The following is a 20,252-nucleotide window of genomic DNA, read 5'->3' as shown; positions in this document are numbered from 1 at the left end:
CACGTAATACAGTGTAATAATAGGAGAGCCCTCGTTACGCTCGAGATGACGGGATAAGCTAAACTATTCCGGCTACAGTGCTTCAAAAGCTACGATAAGAACTCTATGATCCGGACTAGAATTTAGAATGGAAGATTAAAATGAACGTTTATGAATTAAACATGGACGGCCTGGTTGGCCCTACCCATAATTATGCAGGCATTGCACCGGGTAATCTCGCATCGTTTTACAATGCACGGGCCATTTCCAATCCTCAAGCAGCTGCCCTGCAAGGTTTAGCAAAGATGGGCTTACTGCACAAAATGGGTTTAAAACAAGGATTATTTCCACCGCATCAACGCCCCAATCTTGAGTTACTCCATCAATTAGGTTTTTGTGGTACACCCACAGAACAAATTAACAAAGCTTATAAAACCGCACCAGAACTTCTAAGTGCGTGTTATTCCGCTTCAAGTATGTGGGCAGCCAACGCCGCTACAGTCTCTCCAAGCACTGATACACATGACCATAAAGTACATTTTACAGCGGCAAACCTCATAAGTAATTTACATAGACATCATGAAGCAGATTTTTCAAAAAAAATTCTGGAATTTATTTTCTCTAACCCCAATTATTTTCATCATCATCCTATTCTGCCACGGTCAAGCATTACAGGAGATGAAGGTGCGGCAAACCACAATCGACTTTGTGAAAACTACAGTCAACTAGGAGTTCATCTTTTTGTATATGGGAAGAAAGCGTTAGAGAAAAATAAAGCAAATATTGGCCCAACAAAATATCCGGCACGCCAGACTCGCGAAGCATCTGAAGCCATAGTACGCCAACATCAATTATCAAATAATCAAGTTGTGTTTGCCTGCCAGAATCCTCTTGCTATCGATCAAGGGGTTTTTCATAATGACGTTATTTCTGTAGTGAATGAATCCGTTTTTCTAGTCCATGAACATGCGTTTCACCAACAAGATTCGGTTCTTAAAGAGTTAAGTGAAAAAGCTCCATTTCCTTTAAATATTATTCAAATTTCACAAAAAGAACTTAGTGTTATCGATGCAGTTGAAACCTATCTTTTTAATTCACAACTTATTAGTTTAAAAAGCTCAAACACAATGATGCTCATAGCACCTTTTGAATGTCAAAATAATCCTCGTTCTAATGCATGTATTGAGAGAATACTTACTGATGAATCAAACCCTATCAATTCAGTACATTTTCTTGATCTGAAGCAAAGTATGCAAAATGGCGGTGGCCCTGCTTGCCTGAGATTGCGCGTTCCCTTAAATGAAGAGGAGCTTCGAGCCATGCATCAAGGCGTATTAATCGATGATGAATTGTTAAAGGTTTTGGAAAGGTGGGTATTAAAACACTATCGTACCGAGTTAGTCACAACAGACTTAGCTGATCCTTTGTTTCTTGATGAATGTTTTTTGGCATTGGATGAGCTAACACAAATTCTAGAACTTGGATCAATTTATCCCTTTCAATTAGAGAAGACACGCTGAAATGTGGAAAACGAAGTTAGGAAGATGTATTTATACCTCCCCTTCAGGTTATAAAGTATATCAAAACTTATGCTATCGTTGGCTGACATTAGGTAGTACAGCGCTCCAAACCGTAATCAACCGCTATAAACCACATAAGCCTGTTTTATATTATCTTCCTGCACTTACATTAATGGCTCGCCAATATCCAGGCGTGACGTGTATGCTAGGATTAGGCGGTGCTGGAATTGCATGGATGTTAAAGGATATACCCTTAGTTGCCGTAGATAATAGTGAAGAAGTTATTGACATAGCAAAGCGTTTTTTTATGATAGACCACTTAAAAAATTTAAACGTTATCCATGAAAATGCGGCGGATTACATACAAAAGCAGCCCCCCAAATATACTCATCTAATCATCGATCTCTATAACGCAAACCATTTTCCGCCTGAATGCGCTAATGCTGATTTTTTTGCTTCGTGTAAAAGAATAATGACTGAAGATGGCTTTTTGGCTATAAACTTAGCCAATATAAAAGAACAACACCCAATTTTCCAATTGGTAAAAAATCAATTTAATAATACCCTGGTTGTTCCCATACGAAATAGTGCAAATATGGTAATTTTTGCTTCCCAAAATGAAAGCAAAGAATTATTCATGGACCAAGTAAAGCAAACGTTTGCTTTTAAACGTATTATTTGGGTCGAGTCATGGGGCTTTGTTGGAGATTATAAACCAACCCATTGGTCCCAATTAATGACTTTTTTTAGAAAAAAATCGCTATGAGTATTTTGATACGTCATCATGAACCTCAAATACATTGGTATGCCGAATAGCGTCTTCAATCGCCTTTAAAAGCAAATATAGCAATTTGTATCATACTTCTCAGGTTTTAAAGCAACAAGGGAGTAAAAAAACAATGGGATAATAGAATGTATTTAATGTAATCAATATGTTAATGAAATCGACTTCGCCATGGCGCACGTAAGAAAGAAATACTTAAGCGATTGTTAGATGCTGGGCTTAACAGCCCAGCCTACGGTCATTGAGTCATTTTTTCATGATGGTTGGTGTTCAATGAATGGTCTTGAACGCTTTTTCTATAAAATAACCGCTGTATTCCAAGAAGATACTTCCGCAGTAAACGTTTCAAGAGCCTCCATTTCCATAGAGGGTTTAAATAAACCATATGCAGTCAGTCCACCAGCAATAAGTCCTGACACCACACTCGAAGAGGCAACAGTTACTGCAGCAGTATAACCGCTTAATATCCCAGCAAAAAAGGCTCCTGGACCGGTCCACCAACTATAAGCCACCCCAATTGAGAAGCCAATTAATGCTGTTACAGTTAATACAATGGCTGCTGCAGCAACTGCAAGTACTGCTTTAAGTACGCTAGGGCTCTCACCTTCTAAAATAATTTCACAGTTTTTTGTAAAGCGTTTAATAGCCTCAGCCTTATCCTTTGGAGTAACTTTTGACGAATTAGAATTAGCCAATATAATTTTCGAAAGCCCACCTAATTCAATATCTATTAATGCATTTTTTTTCTTTGGTAGATTGTTTACACTCTCTTTTAGTTTTATAACAGCTTCAGTCCATGAAAGTAGAAGCTTAGATTCACAGTGAATGCGGATTAGATTAAAAAGCTCCTCTACATTCTCTCCATTTTTTGCTGATGTAATGATGAAATTGGCAAATAATCCTTTTGAATTAATTTTTTCCAGTTTTGCACGATTTGCGGCAGGAAGATCTGATTTAGTGCCAACACATATAATTGGGGCAAGAGGAGCAAATTTACGAAACTCTTGGATGCTTTTAATCAGTTCTTGCTCGTCAATTTCTTCTGTTAAATCAATGCAAAATACGCCTACGTCGGCTCCTTTATAATAATATGGATTGATTTGTTTAAATCGCTCGTCTCCTGATATATCCCATAGGGCCACAGTATTATTGGAGTCAAGGTCTCGAGAGAAAAAATCAACGCTTAAGGTAGGGGGTGATGCTTCTTCAAAATCAATTTTCTTTTGAGCAACTTTATGAGCGAGTTTCGTTTTACCACTTTTACCAAAAACAACAACTTTATACTTCATAAGAACCTCCAAAAAACTATTCAGAAGCATTTTAGGAAAATATATTAAGCTATTTGTAATAATGGATAAAAAAGCTTAATAGATACTCTTTATCATGACTAAGCTGGAAAATTAAAGTACTTGGTGCTTTTTGAATGAATAATGCTATAAAAAAATTACAGCTTGAGGTTATTCACCTCAAGCATCAATTTGATCTAAATTACCATTAAATCTTTTTCTTTTTCAGCCAATAATGCATCTACTTCTAGAATATATTTATCGGTTAATTTTTGAATGACTTCCGTTGCTCGACGCTCATCATCTTCAGAAATAGCCTTATCCTTAACCAGCTCTTTCAATTGATTATTTGCATCCCTTCTGATATTACGAATAGAAACTTTTCCTTGTTCGCCTTCATTACGAACAACTTTAATAAGTTCTTTTCTTCGCTCTTCAGTTAACGGAGGCATAGGAACGCGAATAGCAGTACCTGCTGTAGCAGGATTTAAGCCCAAATCTGAGTTCAAAATTGCCTTTTCTATAGCGGGTACCAAGGCTTTTTCCCAAGGGGTAACCAATATTGTACGTGAATCACTAGCAGAAACATTAGCAACCTGGCTCAATGGAGTCATCGTTCCGTAATAATCAACTTGCACATGATCCAGTAAACCAACATTCGCTCTTCCTGTGCGAATTTTTGTTAAGTCTGTTTGCAACACCTCAATCGTTTTTTTCATTCGCTTTTCTGAATCTTGCTTAATCTCATTAATCATGATTAGCTCCGACTATAGTTCCTACGCGCTCTCCAGATACAATTCTTCGCAATGCATTAGGTGCAGCCATATTGAATACCTGCAATGGCATGCCTTGATCTTGACAAAGACAAATTGCAGTAGAGTCCATTACTTCTAAGCCTTGTGTTAATACTTCAATATAAGTTAAATAATCATATCGTTTGGCATTAGGATTTTTAAAGGGATCTTCCGAGTAAACACCATCTACTTTAGTGGCTTTTAAAACCACATCAGCACCGATTTCAATGGCTCTTAAACAAGCTGCTGTATCAGTAGTAAAGAATGGGTTGCCTGTTCCAGCTGCAAAAATCACAACATGTCCAGTGCGCAAATGAGTAATTGCCTTACGTCGATGATAAGAATCAACAACGCCCATCATGGGAATAGCAGACATAATACGTGCTGGCATATCAATTCGTTCTAAAGCATCCCTAACTGCCAAAGCATTCATTACAGTAGCCAGCATTCCCATATGGTCACCGGTTACACGTCCAACACCTGCTTGTGACAGTGCCTTACCTCGAAATAAATTACCACCACCTAATACGAGACCAACTTCAACGCCCATTTTAATTAATTCAGCGATATCCCTGGCTAAGGTATCCAAAACCGAGGGATCAATACCGAATTGTGACTTGCCCATAAGGGCTTCGCCACTGTATTTTAGTAAAATACGTTTATATTTTAATGTTGGGTGACTTTCATTCATCATGTACGAACCTGAGCCATCACTTCTTCAACAAAGTTGTCTTCTTTTTTCTCTATGCCTTCACCAACTTCATAACGAATAAAGGAAAGTACTTCAGTAGATTTTTCTTTTAACAGTTGTCCAACTTTGATGTCTGGATTTTTAACAAAAGGTTGGCCTAATAAACTGACTTCATCAATAAATTTATTGATTCGACCTTCAATCATTTTATCGATAATTTCTTGTGGTTTGCCACTTTCTTTTGCTTGTGCTGTAAAAATTTCTCGTTCATTTTCAATAGCATCAGCAGATACTTGATCTCTGCTTACAACGATTGGCTTACTGGCTGCGATATGCATAGCAATGTCTTTTGCAAGCTCTTCATCACCTGTTTTAAGTGCAGCCATAACACCGATTCGTGAACCGTGTAAGTAATAACCAATAACTCCTGCATCACAAGACATGCGTTCCAAACGTCTTAATTTAATGTTTTCGCCAATTTTTGCTACTAATTCTTGACGAGCTTGCTCTACAGTATTTCCAGCAGGAAGTGCAATTGCAGACAATTCCTCAATCGTAGTCGCAGAACTATTTAATGCGGTTTCAGCAACCATAGTAGCAAAGTGAGTAAAGTTCTCATCACGAGCAACAAAGTCTGTTTCACTATTAATTTCAAGCATTATTGCACGACGTCCATCTGCAGAACGTGCAATAACCACCACACCTTCAGCAGCAACGCGATCCGCTTTTTTATCTGCTTTTGCTTGACCTGCTTTACGCATTTCAATAATTGCGGCTTCAATATCACCGTTGGTTGCTATTAGAAATTTTTTACACTCCATCATGCCAGCGCCGGTACGTTCACGTAACTGCATGACTAAACTTGCACTAATTGACATTTTTCATTTCTCCGTATAGCAAAAAGGGGGCAAATTGAGGTGTTTAGACACCCGGCCCCCTATATTTTAAAGTTTAATTATTCCCCAGCTTTTTCTGCATCACTGGCTTGTTCAACCACTTCAACAAATTCAGCATCAGATGCACCTACTCCAACTGTGTTAGTACCTTTAGCATCTAAAATTGCATCAGCAACACAGCGTACATAGATATCAACTGCTCTCATAGAATCATCATTACCAGGAATAATGTAATCAATGTTTCTTGGACTATTGTTTGTATCAACAATACCAATAACGGGAATTTTTAGACGATGAGCCTCTTCAACGGCAATGTGCTCGAAACCAACATCGACGACAAATAGAGCATCAGGCAAGCCACCCATGTGCTCAATACCACCTAAACCTCTTTCTAATTTCTCAAGTTCACGTGTCAGCATCAATGCTTCTTTTTTAATCATTCCATTCAGTAAGCCCTTTTCTTTCATTTCTTTTAATTCTTTCAAACGAAAGATAGATTGACGAACTGTTTTATAGTTGGTCAACATGCCACCTAACCAACGATGATCAACGTAAGGCATGCCACAACGTTTCGCATGTTCACGAATACTGTCTTGTGCAGCTCTTTTAGTGCCAACAAATAGAATCTTTGCTTTGTTTGATGCTAGTCTACCAACATAGTTTACTACGTCGTTAAGCATCACCATAGTTTTTTCAAGATTAATAATGTGGATTTTATTACGGGATCCAAATATATACTCTCCCATTTCAGGATTCCAGAAACGAGTTCTGTGTCCAAAATGAGCACCTGCTTCAAGCAATTCACGCATACTTACATTCATTTTTTTGTCTCCAGGGTTATTCCTCCACATTTCCCATACGAAACCCTCAAGGGACCCTATCGTATGTGTCGAAACGTGTGTGTATTTAAAGCGCGTCCTTTATACCATATTCAATGAAACTCATCAATCAAATTCACATTCAGATCATTTTTTTTATCTTGTGCTAAGCTTTTTATTAATAGCTCCGTTTTGCTTGTAATCAGCATACGCGAACTGGTTTTTTATATGCGGTAATTTATTGAACTCAAAAATAAGAAAAAAAATGTATCAATATAACCCAAAATTACATGTAAAAATCTGGTTAAGCAATAATCCGAACGTATTCATGAATTTGGAAAATCAAATTCGCCTTATTGAAATGCGTGAAAAAAATCCGAATGATACTATTCATTTAGTATATGAATCTACTTTACTCACCCATTCATCAGTGAATGCACTCCGTGAGTTTTGTAGGGAACATCATATTTTTTACATTGATGCAAACACAATACACTCCTCACTACAATCAGATGATGAAAAAAAATTATACTCTTTCTATAAAGATGAAATTTATAATTTAAAAACAGGCGGAAATTTAGCTGTTGCAAGTGATATTTTAAGATGGCTTTCGCCAATATTTAAAAAGGGAACTTATACCGACTTTGACTTTCCAGTTGATACATCACAACTCCCTAATCTCATTCCAACTGAAACGCCCATATTGCTCAACATTGGTAGTTTAAAAATGGGAAGAAAGGAGTTTATCCTCGCAAATAACGATTTTGTCGCTATAGTAGATGCGCTGGCAGCGGAGAAAAGTATCAAGCGAGTACATGGAGGGCTTATTGCCAGACTATCTTATTATGATACCGACTTTATTGAGCGGACTGAAACTGAATTAAATGAAGACAGTTTTATAAATCGTTATCTCTTAAAGTTCATGAAAAATCGCTCTGAATCACTTTATATTGCGAAATCTAAAGAAATTACACCACCTGATACATCTAATTCTTCATTAAGAATTCGAAAATACATTAATGAAGTGATGACAGATAAAAGTAAATTCCTAGACTTTAATAAGATTTGCCCTCAAGAAAGCCATGAGGAAGTCATAAAAAGATTAAGAAAAGAACTTCAATCACAACTAAACTTCATAAAATATCTCTTTTTTAGTAAAGAATACTCTTTAACCAAACGAATTTTAGAAACAAATGATGATAAGTTCTTAACTTATCTGATGAAAAAAGAGCAAGACCTTTATCTTAAATCAATTGTTGTATGTACTACAGGCCCAATACAGATATCAAATGCTCTATTTGACGGATATGTTGTAGATACTGATAAATTTATCAAAGAGATCCAGCCCCATTCTTTTAACCATTATGGCTTGCAAAATGCTTTTTGTTCACAAAACTCTATCCCTTTGCATGAAAATGTTTTAGGAATGCTCAAGTTTCTTGGTGTTGATGAGGGATTATTAAATGATTCTTCATGGTTAGATTCAGGGAAAAAACTACAAACAACACGAACTAAATTGCTTACCGCCCGACAAAAGGAACTGGCTTTAAGCTTACCTACGGCTTTTTCTATGATAAAAAGTGATTTGGAAGAATGCATTCAAAAAATAGCACCAGTTTCGGAGCGATCTTTTTCAAGAAACAAGAACAATTTAAAAGCAGAAGATCTTGGGCTTATATTAAGCTGTTTTAATCAAGATAATGAATTTAACATTCTCCAATTTAAAAAAATTTTACATAGTATTCATGAGCATAAACAAGATGAATACATGCAAAAATTAATCGAAGAGCTTGAGAGGCTTTGCCATGATGCAATAATTTTTAGTCTTGCAAAAAATAAAAAAATAAAATTAACGCATCCTTCATATTAACAAACCCTAGCCCCTCCTTTCCTCATTAAAAGTCAAAATGAAATCAGAGGAAATCACAGGTTAAGATTAGCCTTTATAACCGTCCCTAACATGCTGTATTTATTCACTCTATAGTCTATACTCCAATAGAGTCATCACTGATGACATAGGACAAAACAGGACAGTTGGTATAATTATTATGAGGAATAGATAAATGAGTAAAAAACTTCTCTGGTTATCAACCATCGTATTCGTACTGACCGTAGGTCAACCAAGCTTTGCATGTCTTGGTGACTCAAAATATTGTAATTCTCATCATCGATTTGATAACTTAGCCCAAGAACTGAATCTCACTGCAGATCAAAAAGCCAAGATTAAAGCATATAAAGAAAAAGCTCGGAGTACACTCAAAGAAAACTATGTTCAACTCCGATTATTACGCGGTCAAATTAGCGCTATGATTCAAGCAGATAAAATTGATGAAGCAAAACTCGATGTTTTAGTCGATAAAGTAAGTAAAATCAGAGGATCCATGTTAAAAAATAGAATAATGATGCAACATCAAATGTATTCTCTTCTAAATGAAAAACAAAAAGCTAAATTTCTCGAGTTAAAGAAAAAATGGTATTTAAAGCGTAATGATTAATCTCTACGTCAATGCCTGACTTTCTAACAAGCAGGCATTATTATTTTCCATACTGAAATAGAATTTTACCTATCTTTAAACCATCAGTGATAGTCTGGATTTGCAAACCAGATTTTCCAATATAATTCTGTGAATTTTGTATTTACCCACTCGCCCCAATAGGCAAGGGGATAAGAAACAATCCCATTTCTTTTTTCAAAATCTCATATATCAAAAAGGTTAAAGTATAAACGCAATTAACAAATATCCCCTCTCCCACTTACGGGAGAGGGCTAGGGAGAGAGTTAAATAGTTTTTTTGATCTAGGTGTTTGTAGCTCGGAGAAGGCTTTGCACATAATCCCAGATTCGGGCTATATGTTAGATATCATAGCCTTAACATCACTATTGTTTACGCACAGCAACTGCTTTAAAGTTTATAGTTACTTCATCTTTAATTTCACTAGTACTAGACCAATCACCTTGTCCTATGCCAAAGTCTAACCGTTTTACTGTAGTATGCCCTTCAACAAGCAAATGCTCTTTAGGCGACTCAATCGCTGTAAAAGTAAGTGTGACTGGTAGCGATTTATTTTTTATGGTTAATGTTCCAGCAGCCTCATAATTCTTATCATCCTTTTTAGTGAATTTGGTTGATTTAAATTCAGCTTTTGGAAACTCTTTAGCATTAAACCAATCAGGCCCGAGTAATATTGAAGTTATTTCTGCGTATGAAGCAGTAAGTGAGCTAATATTCACCACCACATCGACATTACTGTCTTGATAATGCGCGGGATCAGCATTTATTGTTGCAGTAAACTCTTTAAATGAGCCAGTAACCGGTGCATTATTTTGCGTTGCAGTGAAGCTGATGCTACTTTCATTAGGAACAAGCGTCCATTCAGGTACTGTATTCGCGTAAGCATTATTCAAAATGAATAGAAATAAAAAATATTTTATCATCTTCATGGGAACATTCTCCGTAATATATCATCCTTATTAATAAAATGATGTTTTAAAGCAGCTGCCGTGTGCATAAAGATTGCTGCAATGAGCGCATAACCTAACCATTCATGGATCCATTCAAATAAAACTCTATTGCTGTCATCCGGTGCTATAAGGTTGGGAAGGGTAAATAATCCAAAGAATGATGCAGGTAGCCCCGCAGCTGAAGTAATTAACCAACCCGTAATTGGCATGGCAAACATAAACACATAAAATGCCCAGTGCATGCTGCGTGCGGCAATTTTTTCCAGCCAAGGCAAAGCAAGCTCAGGTTGTTCATTGCCAAGTCGCCAAATAATTCTAAAAATTGCCAAAAAGAGAACCAATAAACCATACTCTTTATGCCATCCATAGAACTTTAACCGTTGAGGATTCCATGGCAAAGAGATCATGTACAACCCCAGCACCAACAATCCAATGATTAACAAGGCAATAACCCAATGAAGTACTATAGCTACAAGACCAAAATGAGTTGAACTGTTTTTGATTTGCATAAGAGGTCCTATTTTTTATCCTGATATGCTTCTGTGCCAATTACAAGGTTTACCTTATCGCTTATTGCAGGTAGAAAAGCATTTATCCCAAAATCAGAGCGATTTATAGACGTCGTCGCTGTAAAACCAACTGACATCTTATTGCTAATTGGATTCATTCCTTGCTTGTTTAAAGTAACATCCAATACCACTGGCTTACTCACACCACGCAATGTTAAGATGCCATCAACAGTTGCTTTATTATCGCCTTTGGGAGTGACTTTATTGCTGACAAATGTTGCAATAGGGAAATGTTCCGTATCAAAAAACAACTTACTTTTTAAGTGCTTGTCCAACTCAGGGACACCTGTGATCATATCTGCGACATCAATCTTTACATTGACCTTACTTTGACTTGGATTATCTTTATCAAGAACGAGCTGACCTGTGGCATACCATTTGCCGTATTGAGTTGAAAAGCCTAAATGCTCAACATCCCAGAGTACATAAGTATGATTTTTATCTAGAGTAAACGTTTCAGGTGCAGCATAAATTGGCGCAGAACAAGCGAATGCAATAAACAGGGATGTGAACACGCTTCCTAAAATTTTTTTCATAATTAATTTCCTTATTTTAAATGAGAGTTGAATTTTTTTATTCAGGTTTGAGGTTGCCGCCAACAATTCGTTCACAAAGTCCTTTTGGTAATAAAATAAAAGCATCTTTTTGTTTGTCTTTTGTTGCAGAGGAGGCGCATGAAGCAGTTGCTGTAGCACAATCATTCATCCCTTTTTTAGCAATTCCATAACATTTTTCAGTTGCAGATGATGCATCGGTGCTCTCAGCTGCTGTACTTCCAGTTGCAGCTAACATCAAAAAAGCAGTCATTACTGATTGCATTAATTTATCGCGCATTAACATTGTTGTCCCTTTCATTAAATAAGTCCAACATAAACATACAACAGTGTTTTTAAAACAACAAGTAGGAGGTACAAAATATAACAACCCTACCCACTTACTAGTAATAGCCTTGTTTTTAGAGAATATTTTTTTGTAGTATCGTATTGTGGATGAATACAAGGGATTAGAAATCAATTATTGTAATGTTACCTGCAAAGGGTACTTGTGCCAAAAGAGGAGAAGTAAGTTTTTGATTTAACGTTTCAATATTAGCTGATAAAGCTTGCATATTGGGATCAATACAATTGGCAATCCATCCCGCGCATTTAATGTTGTTTGCATGTAAAACAGCCTCTGTGAGCAAAGCATGATTAATACATCCTAATTTCATACCCACTACTAAAATAACAGGGATCTGCGTCATTTGTAAAAAATCAATCCAAGTCTCATGATCATTTAGGGGAACCATTAGTCCACCTGCCCCCTCAATAAATAATGTTTCAATGCCATCCAACTGCAAGTTCAGGCAATAATCAGCTATTTCATTAATGAGTAAACTAGCTCCTTCATTATGTGCAGCAATATGAGGTGAAACGGGCAATTTAAATCGCCAGGGATTTATTACGTCCAAACTGATACTGTGCTTGCAATTTTCTTGTAAATACAGCGCATCGCTGTTCACTAGCTTATTTTCTATTTCCATACATCCACTGGCCACAGGCTTAATTGCAGCTGCCGATGAAAAGTGTTTTAACAGACTTGCCGTGACATAGGTTTTTCCGCAGTCAGTGTCAGTACCAGTAATAAAAAAACGCTTCATTTAATGAGTCCTCGGATTTCCTCGATAAATAAATCTACCTGAGATAAAAATGGCATATGCGCAGCACGTTTGAACAGTATGTAATTAAACTCTGGATAGCTCAGCTGCATGGTGTTCATCGTTTTAATCGGAACAATAGGATCCAGTCGACCAAACATAAAACATGTTGGTTTATTAAACTGTTTTAGCTCCGCACGTAAATCCCAAGTTTCTAGAATTTTCAGGCCTAATGCTAATCCTCCTGGAGATGGAAGTTTATCAGGAAGGTGTTGCAACCTATCAGCAGTAGATAGTCCATTAAGTTCCATAAATTCTTTTAGCGTATCATGTGGTGCTTCTAATAAATTTTTGTAAAATTTTTTAAAAACATATTGGGAAACGCCCGGCCATAAATCATCATGTAAAAATCGTGGGGATGAAGTCACGTTAATAAGATGAGTTACTCTATCTGGTTCTTCTACTGCAAAACGCATGGCATATAACCCACCCATAGACCAACCGACTAATGCAAATTTATTTGGCAGTTGATTTACTAAAAACTCTTTAAATGAATTCCAATCCATAATTGGACTATGACCAAATCCTGGCAAATCAATTAATATGACCTGATAATCCATGAGAAGAAGCTTGGGCATTAATGGCAACCAGATCCGACTGTCAAATCCCCATCCATGCAGGAAAACAAGTGGGAATCCTTCTCCATAACTATGGATGTTTATATTCATAAATAGCACTTAACTTATCAAATAACTCATGAATTTGTTCAGGAGTATGATTGTAATTCAAAATGACACGCAAACCGGATGCTTTGGTACTTACGGTGGGCTTTCTTATTGCACAACAACTAATGCCATGTTTCTTCAATTCACGATCATAATGTAATGCTAGATGGGGACAGCCTAATTGTAATTGTTGAATTGGGCTAATCGAATCAGCCCAAACTAAAGGAGACTTTTTAATATATGACCTAAATATTGTGATTAGCTGAGTTAATTTCGACCGTCTGTCTTCTGCATTAACAACAAAATCCAATGTATGCAATAAACCATAACTTAGAGCCGGGCTAACCGCAGTTGAGTAAATAACAGAACGCCCTGCTTGTAATAACGCGTAAATCCAGTCTGCTTTGCCAGCAACAAGTGCTCCTTGAGCAGCATAAGCCTTCCCAAGGGGAATAACCCTTAATGGAACTTCATTTTGAGTTAAACCATGAAGCGCTACAGCACCCTTTCCCTGGGAACCTAAGATTCCAAAGGAATGCGCCTCATCAACTAAGACAGCACATTGATTTGTATTACAAAGAGATGAGAGTTTTGCTAAAGGAGCCAATTGGCCGCTCATACTAAACACACCCTCAGTAATTAAGGCTGAGCCCTTAGCAGAAGTTATTTTACGTTCTAAGTCATCTAAATTATTATGCAAATAGCGTGAGTAGTTCACCTTTGATAAAGCGAAACCATCATAAATCGATGCATGTATTTCTTTATCAATAAAACAATGTACTTTTAATTTACCAAGTAACGCTGTAACGGCAAGATTTGCTGCATATCCGGAGGAAAATAAAATGCACTCATCTACTGCCAATAAATTAGCAAATGCCTCTTCAACTGCTCGATGATTTGGGTGATAACCACTGAGCAACATTGAAGCACCACTACCAGAAGGATACAACGAATACCCACGCTGGTATCCCTCTGAAATACATTTGTCTTTGCTTAGCGATAAATAGTCATTGCTGTCAAAATGAACTAATGACGCATCATCTGCATTGATGAATCTATTTCTTAATAGTCCTTCATGAGCTAACTGATTTGTATAATCCTTAATCTTATGACTTATAGGCATTTATACCATCTCAGTTAAACCTAGCTTACTAAAAAGGGTTTTATCCTTGGCTCGTTGAGGATTTTCTTCAGTTAATAATTTATCACCAATAAATACTGAATTTGCACCCGCAAAAAAACAAAGCGCTTGTAGTTCATCGCTCATTTCAGTTCGTCCTGCAGTCAATCGAATAACACTTTTAGGCATTGATATTCTAGCCGTTGCAATTGTCCGCACTAACTCAATACCCTCTACTGGCTGAGCTTTTGCAAGAGGAGTTCCTTCTACAGGTATTAAGCGGTTAATGGGAACACTCTCAGGAGGACTTTCCATATTTGCTAAGGTTAATAAAAATTCGATGCGGTCTTCACGTGTCTCACCCAAGCCTAAGATCCCACCACAACACACATTAATCCCTGCTTCTCGCACATTATTTAATGTATCTAAGCGATCGCTGAATTTACGTGTGGTCACTACTTTTTCATAATAAGAAGGTGATGTATCGATATTATGATTGTAATAATCCAAACCAGCCTCTTTTAAATTAGCAGCCTGTTCTGGATTTAGCATGCCTAAAGTCATGCACGTTTCCAAACCTAAAGACTTCACGCCTTTAATCATTTCTTGTAACTCAGTCATCACTTTATCGGGTGGACAACGCCATGCAGCCCCCATACAAAAGCGTTTAGCACCACCATCTTTGGCGTCCTGCGCTGCTTTTAATACCTCATCAACTGACATTAACTTTTCTTTTTCAACATGGGTTTTATGATGACCACTTTGAGAACAGTACCCACAATCTTCAGGACAAGCCCCCGTTTTAATACTTAGTAAAGTAGCAAATTGTAATGAATTAGGTTGATGATATTCTCTATGTACGGCATGCGCCTGGTGCAACAAATCATTAAATGGTTGCTCATAAAGCGCTGTAATTTCAGAAACAGACCAGTGCTTCTTAGCTTGAGTCACAACAGTTCCTCCTATCAAGGATATTAAAACAGTGTAACCAGGGTGAAGGCATAAACCATAACCCTGGTTTCAGATAAAAAATTATGCTCCTATATCTTTAGCAAACGAAGCACAACCTCGCTATATTCTATATTTTTGATTTTATTTACGTAGCGTAACATGATAAAGTGCCGCTCAATCTTGTCAACCAAAATTTTAAAAATGGTTAACGTATCCGAATTAATTAATAGAGACTTAAAACATTTTTGGCACCCGTGCACACAAATGAAAGATTTTGAAACCTGTCCCCCTCTGCTAATTGAAAAAGCAGAAGGCAGTTATCTTTATACTGATAAAGGTCCATTGATTGATGCAATTTCCAGTTGGTGGTGTAAATCTTTAGGTCATGGCCATCCTCGCGTGATATCAGCAATAACGGCACAACTTAATCGCTTTGAACATGTTATTACGGCTAATACAACACACCCTCAACTTATTGAGTTAGCAGAAGAGCTTGCTAAAATTACCCAAAAACAACATGTTTTCTTTGCCAGCGATGGCTCCAGCGCTGTTGAAATAGCAATGAAATTAGCGATCCATGCAAGCCAAATCAAGGGTTTTACAGATAGAAATCAATTTATTGCACTCAAAAATGGGTATCACGGAGAAACTCTGGGGGCAATGAGTATCAGTGATTTGGGACTTTATAAAGCCCCATATACATCATTTGGTCTAACCTGCCATTTTGTTCAAAATATTCCTTATATCTCTGGAAAAGAAGATCCGCTCTGGAATAATTGTGATGCATATTGGTCTGTAGTAGAAAAAGAGTTAGAAGCAGTTAGTGATAAAGTCTGTGCGATTATTGTTGAACCACTAATACAAGGTGCTGGTGGAATGTTGTGCTATAGCCCCGATTTTCTTAAAAGACTATCGACCTGGGCCAAAAGTAAAGATATTTATCTTATCGCAGATGAAATAATGACTGGAGTGGGACGTACTGGCAAATGGCTCGCTTCAGAACATGCTGATGTAGAACCGGATCTGATTTGTTTGTCTAAAGGATTAACTTCTGGCTCCATTCCATTAAGTTGTATCATGATTGATAGTTCTATTTTTGATCTTTTTTATGCAGACTACAGCAGTGGTAAATCCTTTTTGCATTCACACACCTATAGTGGCAACCCACTCGCCATTAGTGCAGCCTTAGCAACTATTCACACGATGCACGAAGAAAAAATAGTTGATCAGGCTAAAAATCTAGGTGAATACATGCTAACTACTTTATCTGAAATAGCAGAAGTTTCAGGTAGATTAAGCAATATTCGCGGAATTGGTGCAGTCGTCGCAGCGGACCTTGAAGACACAGGACATTATCGAATAGGTAATAAAGTGTATCAGAATGCATTAAATCAAGGCGCATTAATAAGACCAATAGGAAATACACTCTATTGGCTTCCTCCTTTAAATACAAGCCATGAAGTAATTGGGAAATTAGCAGAAATCACACTACACTCTATAAAGGAAGCTTATGCAACACCTTAAACTATGCGAAAAACATTCAGAAATCTGACATTTTTTGTTTATAAACAATTCAAATTACTCTGGATATCTTTCACCATTTTTTTACTTGTGGTTTTTTCTTATATCAACTGGCATAACAACGTCACTAACTCGTTTACTTTAGTTACAGAAGCAAGCAATAAACTGGCATTTAAGGTTGACCACTTTATAAATGATATTTTTCAAAGTTCGTATCTAATTCCTACATACAAACGGAATAATCTCACCTGTGCTGGCGATTTTATTCCTTATTTACAACACATCCTCAGAAATCACCCACAAATCTCTGAATTAGCAATTCGTGATCCCGAACATCAAATTGTATGTTCTACATTACCTAATAATAAGACGTTCCTCTTAAATAAGAATCTACAACAGACAATCATTGGGCCATTCGATTCGCCAATGTTTAATCATCCGATTTATGCAATACAAAAAAAAATTGGTGCTTATCAGGTAGAAATAGTAATTATGTCCCCAATATTGGAAGGTACATTGCATATTCCCAACAGTGGTTCACGTACAGTTACGCTCTACGATACAAATAAGAAGCAGGAAATTATCCGAGTAGGAGAAATAAAAGATGACTCCTGGATAAATAAAGTATCATTTGACTCATCTTTTACATCTGAAAAGATATTCGCCACAACAAAATTATCTAGTCTTGATGGAGTTATACTTACAGTTACTGAACCCAATCAAATAGTAATTAATAATCTATGGTATAACCAAATCTTACTTAGTCTCGATATTTTAGTCCTGTCACTTTTTTTATATTTTATAATTAGAAACATCCTCAATAAGCATTATTCACTACATGGTGCAATAAAGCAGGCTCTTCGTCGTGAACAATTTTATCCTGTATATCAGCCATTATTTGATGCAAAACACAAGGTCTATTCAGGTGCTGAAGTTCTATTAAGATGGCAGGACAATTACGATGAAATTATAATGCCAGATCTTTTTATAGACGAAGCTGAAAATACAGGCTTAATTGTTCCAATAACACTGCAACTTATTGAGATAGCATTTGAAGAGTCTAAAAATATCTTAACAACCCAACCTACTTTTTATTTATCATTTAATATTTGTGCGTTACATTTTACTGATAATTATTTTTTCCCCCGATTCTATAAACTGGTGCAACACCATTCTATTTCGCCCCAACAAATATTATTAGAAATAACGGAACGTTATTTGCTTGATATGAATAATCAAATTTACATCAACAGAATGCAAGAACTTAGAAAAGCAGGGTATTCATTGGCAATAGACGATTATGGGACAGGACATTCAAGCATCAGCTATCTACAACACTATCCTTTTAATTATCTGAAAATCGACAAATTATTTATCCACTCCATAGGAACTAAAGCCATTACAGAAACACTAAATGATGCAATAATTCAACTGGCAAAAAAAATTAATTTAAATATTATTGCAGAAGGTGTAGAAACAAAAGAACAGCTAGACTATTTATTATACAATAAGGTTCGATTTCTTCAAGGCTGGTATTTTTCAAAAGCCTTGCATGTTGAACAATTAATTGAACTGCTTCAGGGAGAAAAAAATGAATAAGCACAGAGGAAGCTGTTTTTTTCTTATTCTAGGTGTCTCAGTTTCAAGTTTTGCGGAACCAATAGCCGGTAGTTATTGGCAATGTTCAGCTCATGATGCCACCCAAACTCAATGGACTTCAGAAAACATTTACCAAAAAATGGCGTTAAATCTTTCTTATGCTGCCTGTAAAAAAGGCAGTAAAGCACCAGCCACATGCAGAACAGCTAAAGCTGGATGTATACAGTTTATTAATGGTGTCAACGTAATGCCCATGTGGCAATGTACGGCCTTTGATCGAGAAGCATCCGCATGGCGAAGTAATCTTTATCCAACTCGCGATGATGCTGCATTGGCTGCTAACGCATATTGCAGGCAAAAAAGCTCTGTTCCTTATACCTGTTATATTAATGTAGTAACATGCATGAATAAAAACGAGATCTAAAAATATGGTTTATTGTGTTGGATTAACAGGCGATATCGCAAGTGGGAAAACTACGGTTGCTGAACTCTTTTCCAAATTGGGAGTTGAAGTAATTCATGCTGATAAAATATCAAGGGAATTAACCCAAAAGAACAAAAACGCATACAGAAAGATCATTGAGCATTATGGTCATAAGGTACTTAAAGAAGATGATGAATTGGATCGTAGTAAATTAAGAGAAATCATATTTTCTAACCATAAAGAGCGTCAGTGGCTTGAACAACTCTTACATCCTCTGATACGCCAAGAGATTAAACAACGGGTTGATACCTGCATCACACCTTATTGCGTCATAGAAATACCACTGCTTATTACAAAACAAGCTTATCCTTATATTAATCGAACTTTACTTGTATGCGCACCAAAAGAAACACAAATATCAAGGCTAATGCAGCGTGATCAATCCAGCAAAGAACAAGCTCATGCTATTTTATCAACCCAGCCGGATATCATAAAACGTTTAGAAAATGCAGATGATATGATAGTTAATGATATGGAGATTGAGCAGTTAGCAAAAAAGGTAATCGATTTACATATTTTATATCTACACGAGGCAAAAAAATAAGTGATGAATATTTTACCCTATGAATCACAATCAGTTGAAAAGCAAAGCTCGTTTAAGTGTTGTAAGTAATATGGTGTATAGCGAACATAAGGAACTCAGTGATAAATGAAATTAATTACTTTAAATTTATGGGGAGGTCATCTAAGAAATCCTCTATTAAAATTTATCAGTGAGCATCGTGATATTGATATATTTTGCCTACAAGAAGTGTATTACAACGCCCACCGAACAGTAACTGAAGAAGATAGAGAACTTAGCTTAAATATTTTTGCAGATTTACAACAACTCCTTCCAAATCATTTTGCTATTTTTAAACCAGCTGTAGAAAATGTTTATGGAATTGCGATGTTATTGAAAAATAATATTGATATCTTAGGTGAAGGAGAGATAAACATTCATCAAAAACAACATTACCCTGGAGTAGGATTAAATCATCCCAGAAACTTGCAATGGGTTGAATGTGAAATCAACAAAAAAATTTACTCCATTCTTAATGTACATGGCCTATGGACCGGGCAAGGCAAGAAAGATAGCCCAGAACGAATCAATCAATCACATCGTATTCGCCATTTTATGGATACTATCAATACACCCAAAATATTGTGTGGTGATTTTAACTTAAGACCTGATACAGAAAGCATGCACATTATTGAGCAAGGAATGAATAACTTGATTACAGTGAACAACATTAGCTCAACAAGAACCCGTTATTATAAAAAAAATGAGAAATATGCAGATTATATACTGACCTCACAAGACATTGTTGTAAATCAATTTATTGTAATGGATGATGAAGTTTCGGATCATGCCCCATTGTATCTTGATTTTAATTAAAAATGTGGCTTTGTAGCCTGAGTGCGGCACAGCCAAAT

Annotated in this window: 22 protein-coding genes; 9 read left to right on the top strand and 13 right to left on the bottom strand. The window is 36.5% G+C overall.

Features of this window, described 5'->3' with window-relative positions; genetic code table 11:
- Nucleotides 1–140: 140 nt before the first annotated feature.
- Entirely contained in the window at nt 141–1,499 is a 1,359-nt protein-coding gene (astB, locus tag BGO44_RS07730) for an N-succinylarginine dihydrolase (RefSeq protein ID WP_058510274.1), read from the top strand.
- Nucleotide 1,500: 1 nt separating this feature from the next.
- The gene (locus tag BGO44_RS07725; RefSeq protein ID WP_058510273.1) at nt 1,501–2,265 is read left to right on the top strand and encodes a spermidine synthase; all 765 of its coding nucleotides are present in this window, start codon (nt 1,501–1,503) and stop codon (nt 2,263–2,265) included.
- A gap of 314 nt (nt 2,266–2,579) precedes the next feature.
- Here the strand turns inward: BGO44_RS07725 and BGO44_RS07720 are convergent, their stop codons facing one another.
- The 5 genes from BGO44_RS07720 to rpsB all read right to left on the bottom strand — a co-directional run bounded on the left by BGO44_RS07720 (nt 2,580) and on the right by rpsB (nt 6,771).
- Nucleotides 2,580–3,572, bottom strand: coding sequence for a Rab family GTPase (locus BGO44_RS07720; RefSeq protein WP_273200055.1), 993 nt, complete (start codon nt 3,570–3,572; stop codon nt 2,580–2,582).
- Between the two features lie 194 nt (nt 3,573–3,766).
- Nucleotides 3,767–4,324, bottom strand: coding sequence for a ribosome recycling factor (gene frr / locus BGO44_RS07715; RefSeq protein WP_058510271.1), 558 nt, complete (start codon nt 4,322–4,324; stop codon nt 3,767–3,769).
- A complete protein-coding gene (pyrH, locus tag BGO44_RS07710; protein ID WP_058510270.1) occupies nt 4,317–5,057 on the bottom strand; it encodes a UMP kinase in 741 nt (246 codons plus the stop codon). The genes frr and pyrH overlap by 8 nt, the downstream gene beginning before the upstream one ends.
- Nucleotides 5,054–5,932 (bottom strand): translation elongation factor Ts, encoded by an 879-nt coding sequence (gene tsf / locus BGO44_RS07705; RefSeq protein ID WP_058510269.1) that lies wholly within the window; start codon nt 5,930–5,932, stop codon nt 5,054–5,056. Before tsf ends, pyrH begins: the two co-directional genes overlap by 4 nt.
- 77 nt (nt 5,933–6,009) lie before the next feature.
- Nucleotides 6,010–6,771, bottom strand: coding sequence for a 30S ribosomal protein S2 (gene rpsB, locus BGO44_RS07700; protein ID WP_058510268.1), 762 nt, complete (start codon nt 6,769–6,771; stop codon nt 6,010–6,012).
- Between the two features lie 262 nt (nt 6,772–7,033).
- On the opposite strand from rpsB, the gene BGO44_RS07695 reads away from it, so the two are divergent.
- Nucleotides 7,034–8,638, top strand: a complete 1,605-nt coding sequence (locus tag BGO44_RS07695) for a glycosyltransferase family 88 protein (RefSeq protein WP_273200057.1) — start codon at nt 7,034–7,036, stop codon at nt 8,636–8,638.
- A 193-nt stretch (nt 8,639–8,831) separates the two neighbouring features.
- Nucleotides 8,832–9,263, top strand: coding sequence for a Spy/CpxP family protein refolding chaperone (locus tag BGO44_RS07690; protein ID WP_273200058.1), 432 nt, complete (start codon nt 8,832–8,834; stop codon nt 9,261–9,263).
- Nucleotides 9,264–9,646: 383 nt separating this feature from the next.
- On the opposite strand, the gene BGO44_RS07685 is transcribed toward BGO44_RS07690, so the two are convergent.
- The 8 genes from BGO44_RS07685 to bioB all read right to left on the bottom strand — a co-directional run bounded on the left by BGO44_RS07685 (nt 9,647) and on the right by bioB (nt 15,232).
- Complete coding sequence (locus BGO44_RS07685) at nt 9,647–10,210, bottom strand: YceI family protein (RefSeq protein ID WP_058510265.1); 564 nt, start codon at nt 10,208–10,210, stop codon at nt 9,647–9,649.
- On the bottom strand, nt 10,207–10,740 hold the full coding sequence (locus BGO44_RS07680; RefSeq protein ID WP_058510264.1) for a cytochrome b: 534 nt from the start codon (nt 10,738–10,740) through the stop codon (nt 10,207–10,209). Before BGO44_RS07680 ends, BGO44_RS07685 begins: the two co-directional genes overlap by 4 nt.
- Before the next feature lie 8 nt (nt 10,741–10,748).
- The gene (locus BGO44_RS07675) at nt 10,749–11,336 is read right to left on the bottom strand and encodes a YceI family protein (protein ID WP_058510263.1); all 588 of its coding nucleotides are present in this window, start codon (nt 11,334–11,336) and stop codon (nt 10,749–10,751) included.
- 37 nt (nt 11,337–11,373) lie between these two features.
- Nucleotides 11,374–11,640, bottom strand: coding sequence for a BufA1 family periplasmic bufferin-type metallophore (locus BGO44_RS07670; protein ID WP_058510262.1), 267 nt, complete (start codon nt 11,638–11,640; stop codon nt 11,374–11,376).
- A 163-nt stretch (nt 11,641–11,803) separates the two neighbouring features.
- Nucleotides 11,804–12,439 (bottom strand): dethiobiotin synthase, encoded by a 636-nt coding sequence (bioD, locus tag BGO44_RS07665; RefSeq protein ID WP_058510261.1) that lies wholly within the window; start codon nt 12,437–12,439, stop codon nt 11,804–11,806.
- The gene (locus tag BGO44_RS07660; protein WP_273200059.1) at nt 12,436–13,164 is read right to left on the bottom strand and encodes an alpha/beta fold hydrolase; all 729 of its coding nucleotides are present in this window, start codon (nt 13,162–13,164) and stop codon (nt 12,436–12,438) included. The genes bioD and BGO44_RS07660 overlap by 4 nt, the downstream gene beginning before the upstream one ends.
- Nucleotides 13,145–14,284, bottom strand: a complete 1,140-nt coding sequence (locus tag BGO44_RS07655) for an aminotransferase class I/II-fold pyridoxal phosphate-dependent enzyme (RefSeq protein WP_273200061.1) — start codon at nt 14,282–14,284, stop codon at nt 13,145–13,147. Before BGO44_RS07655 ends, BGO44_RS07660 begins: the two co-directional genes overlap by 20 nt.
- Entirely contained in the window at nt 14,285–15,232 is a 948-nt protein-coding gene (bioB, locus tag BGO44_RS07650; RefSeq protein WP_058510258.1) for a biotin synthase BioB, read from the bottom strand.
- A gap of 201 nt (nt 15,233–15,433) precedes the next feature.
- Between bioB and bioA the strand changes: the two genes are divergently transcribed.
- From bioA to BGO44_RS07625, 5 genes are all read left to right on the top strand, one after another.
- Nucleotides 15,434–16,756, top strand: coding sequence for an adenosylmethionine--8-amino-7-oxononanoate transaminase (gene bioA, locus BGO44_RS07645; protein WP_273200107.1), 1,323 nt, complete (start codon nt 15,434–15,436; stop codon nt 16,754–16,756).
- A gap of 3 nt (nt 16,757–16,759) precedes the next feature.
- Nucleotides 16,760–18,352 (top strand): EAL domain-containing protein, encoded by a 1,593-nt coding sequence (locus BGO44_RS07640; RefSeq protein ID WP_273200062.1) that lies wholly within the window; start codon nt 16,760–16,762, stop codon nt 18,350–18,352.
- Complete coding sequence (locus tag BGO44_RS07635) at nt 18,345–18,776, top strand: hypothetical protein (RefSeq protein ID WP_058510256.1); 432 nt, start codon at nt 18,345–18,347, stop codon at nt 18,774–18,776. The genes BGO44_RS07640 and BGO44_RS07635 overlap by 8 nt, the downstream gene beginning before the upstream one ends.
- Before the next feature lie 4 nt (nt 18,777–18,780).
- A complete protein-coding gene (gene coaE, locus BGO44_RS07630; RefSeq protein WP_273200063.1) occupies nt 18,781–19,380 on the top strand; it encodes a dephospho-CoA kinase in 600 nt (199 codons plus the stop codon).
- Nucleotides 19,381–19,485: 105 nt separating this feature from the next.
- The gene (locus BGO44_RS07625) at nt 19,486–20,214 is read left to right on the top strand and encodes an endonuclease/exonuclease/phosphatase family protein (RefSeq protein ID WP_058510254.1); all 729 of its coding nucleotides are present in this window, start codon (nt 19,486–19,488) and stop codon (nt 20,212–20,214) included.
- Nucleotides 20,215–20,252: the final 38 nt, after the last annotated feature.

The sequence above is a fragment of the Legionella sp. 39-23 genome (assembly GCF_001897665.1).
Lineage (GTDB): Bacteria > Pseudomonadota > Gammaproteobacteria > Legionellales > Legionellaceae > Legionella > Legionella steelei.
Note: the sequence above shows the minus strand (reverse complement) of the source record. Positions and strands in the feature narration are given on the sequence as shown.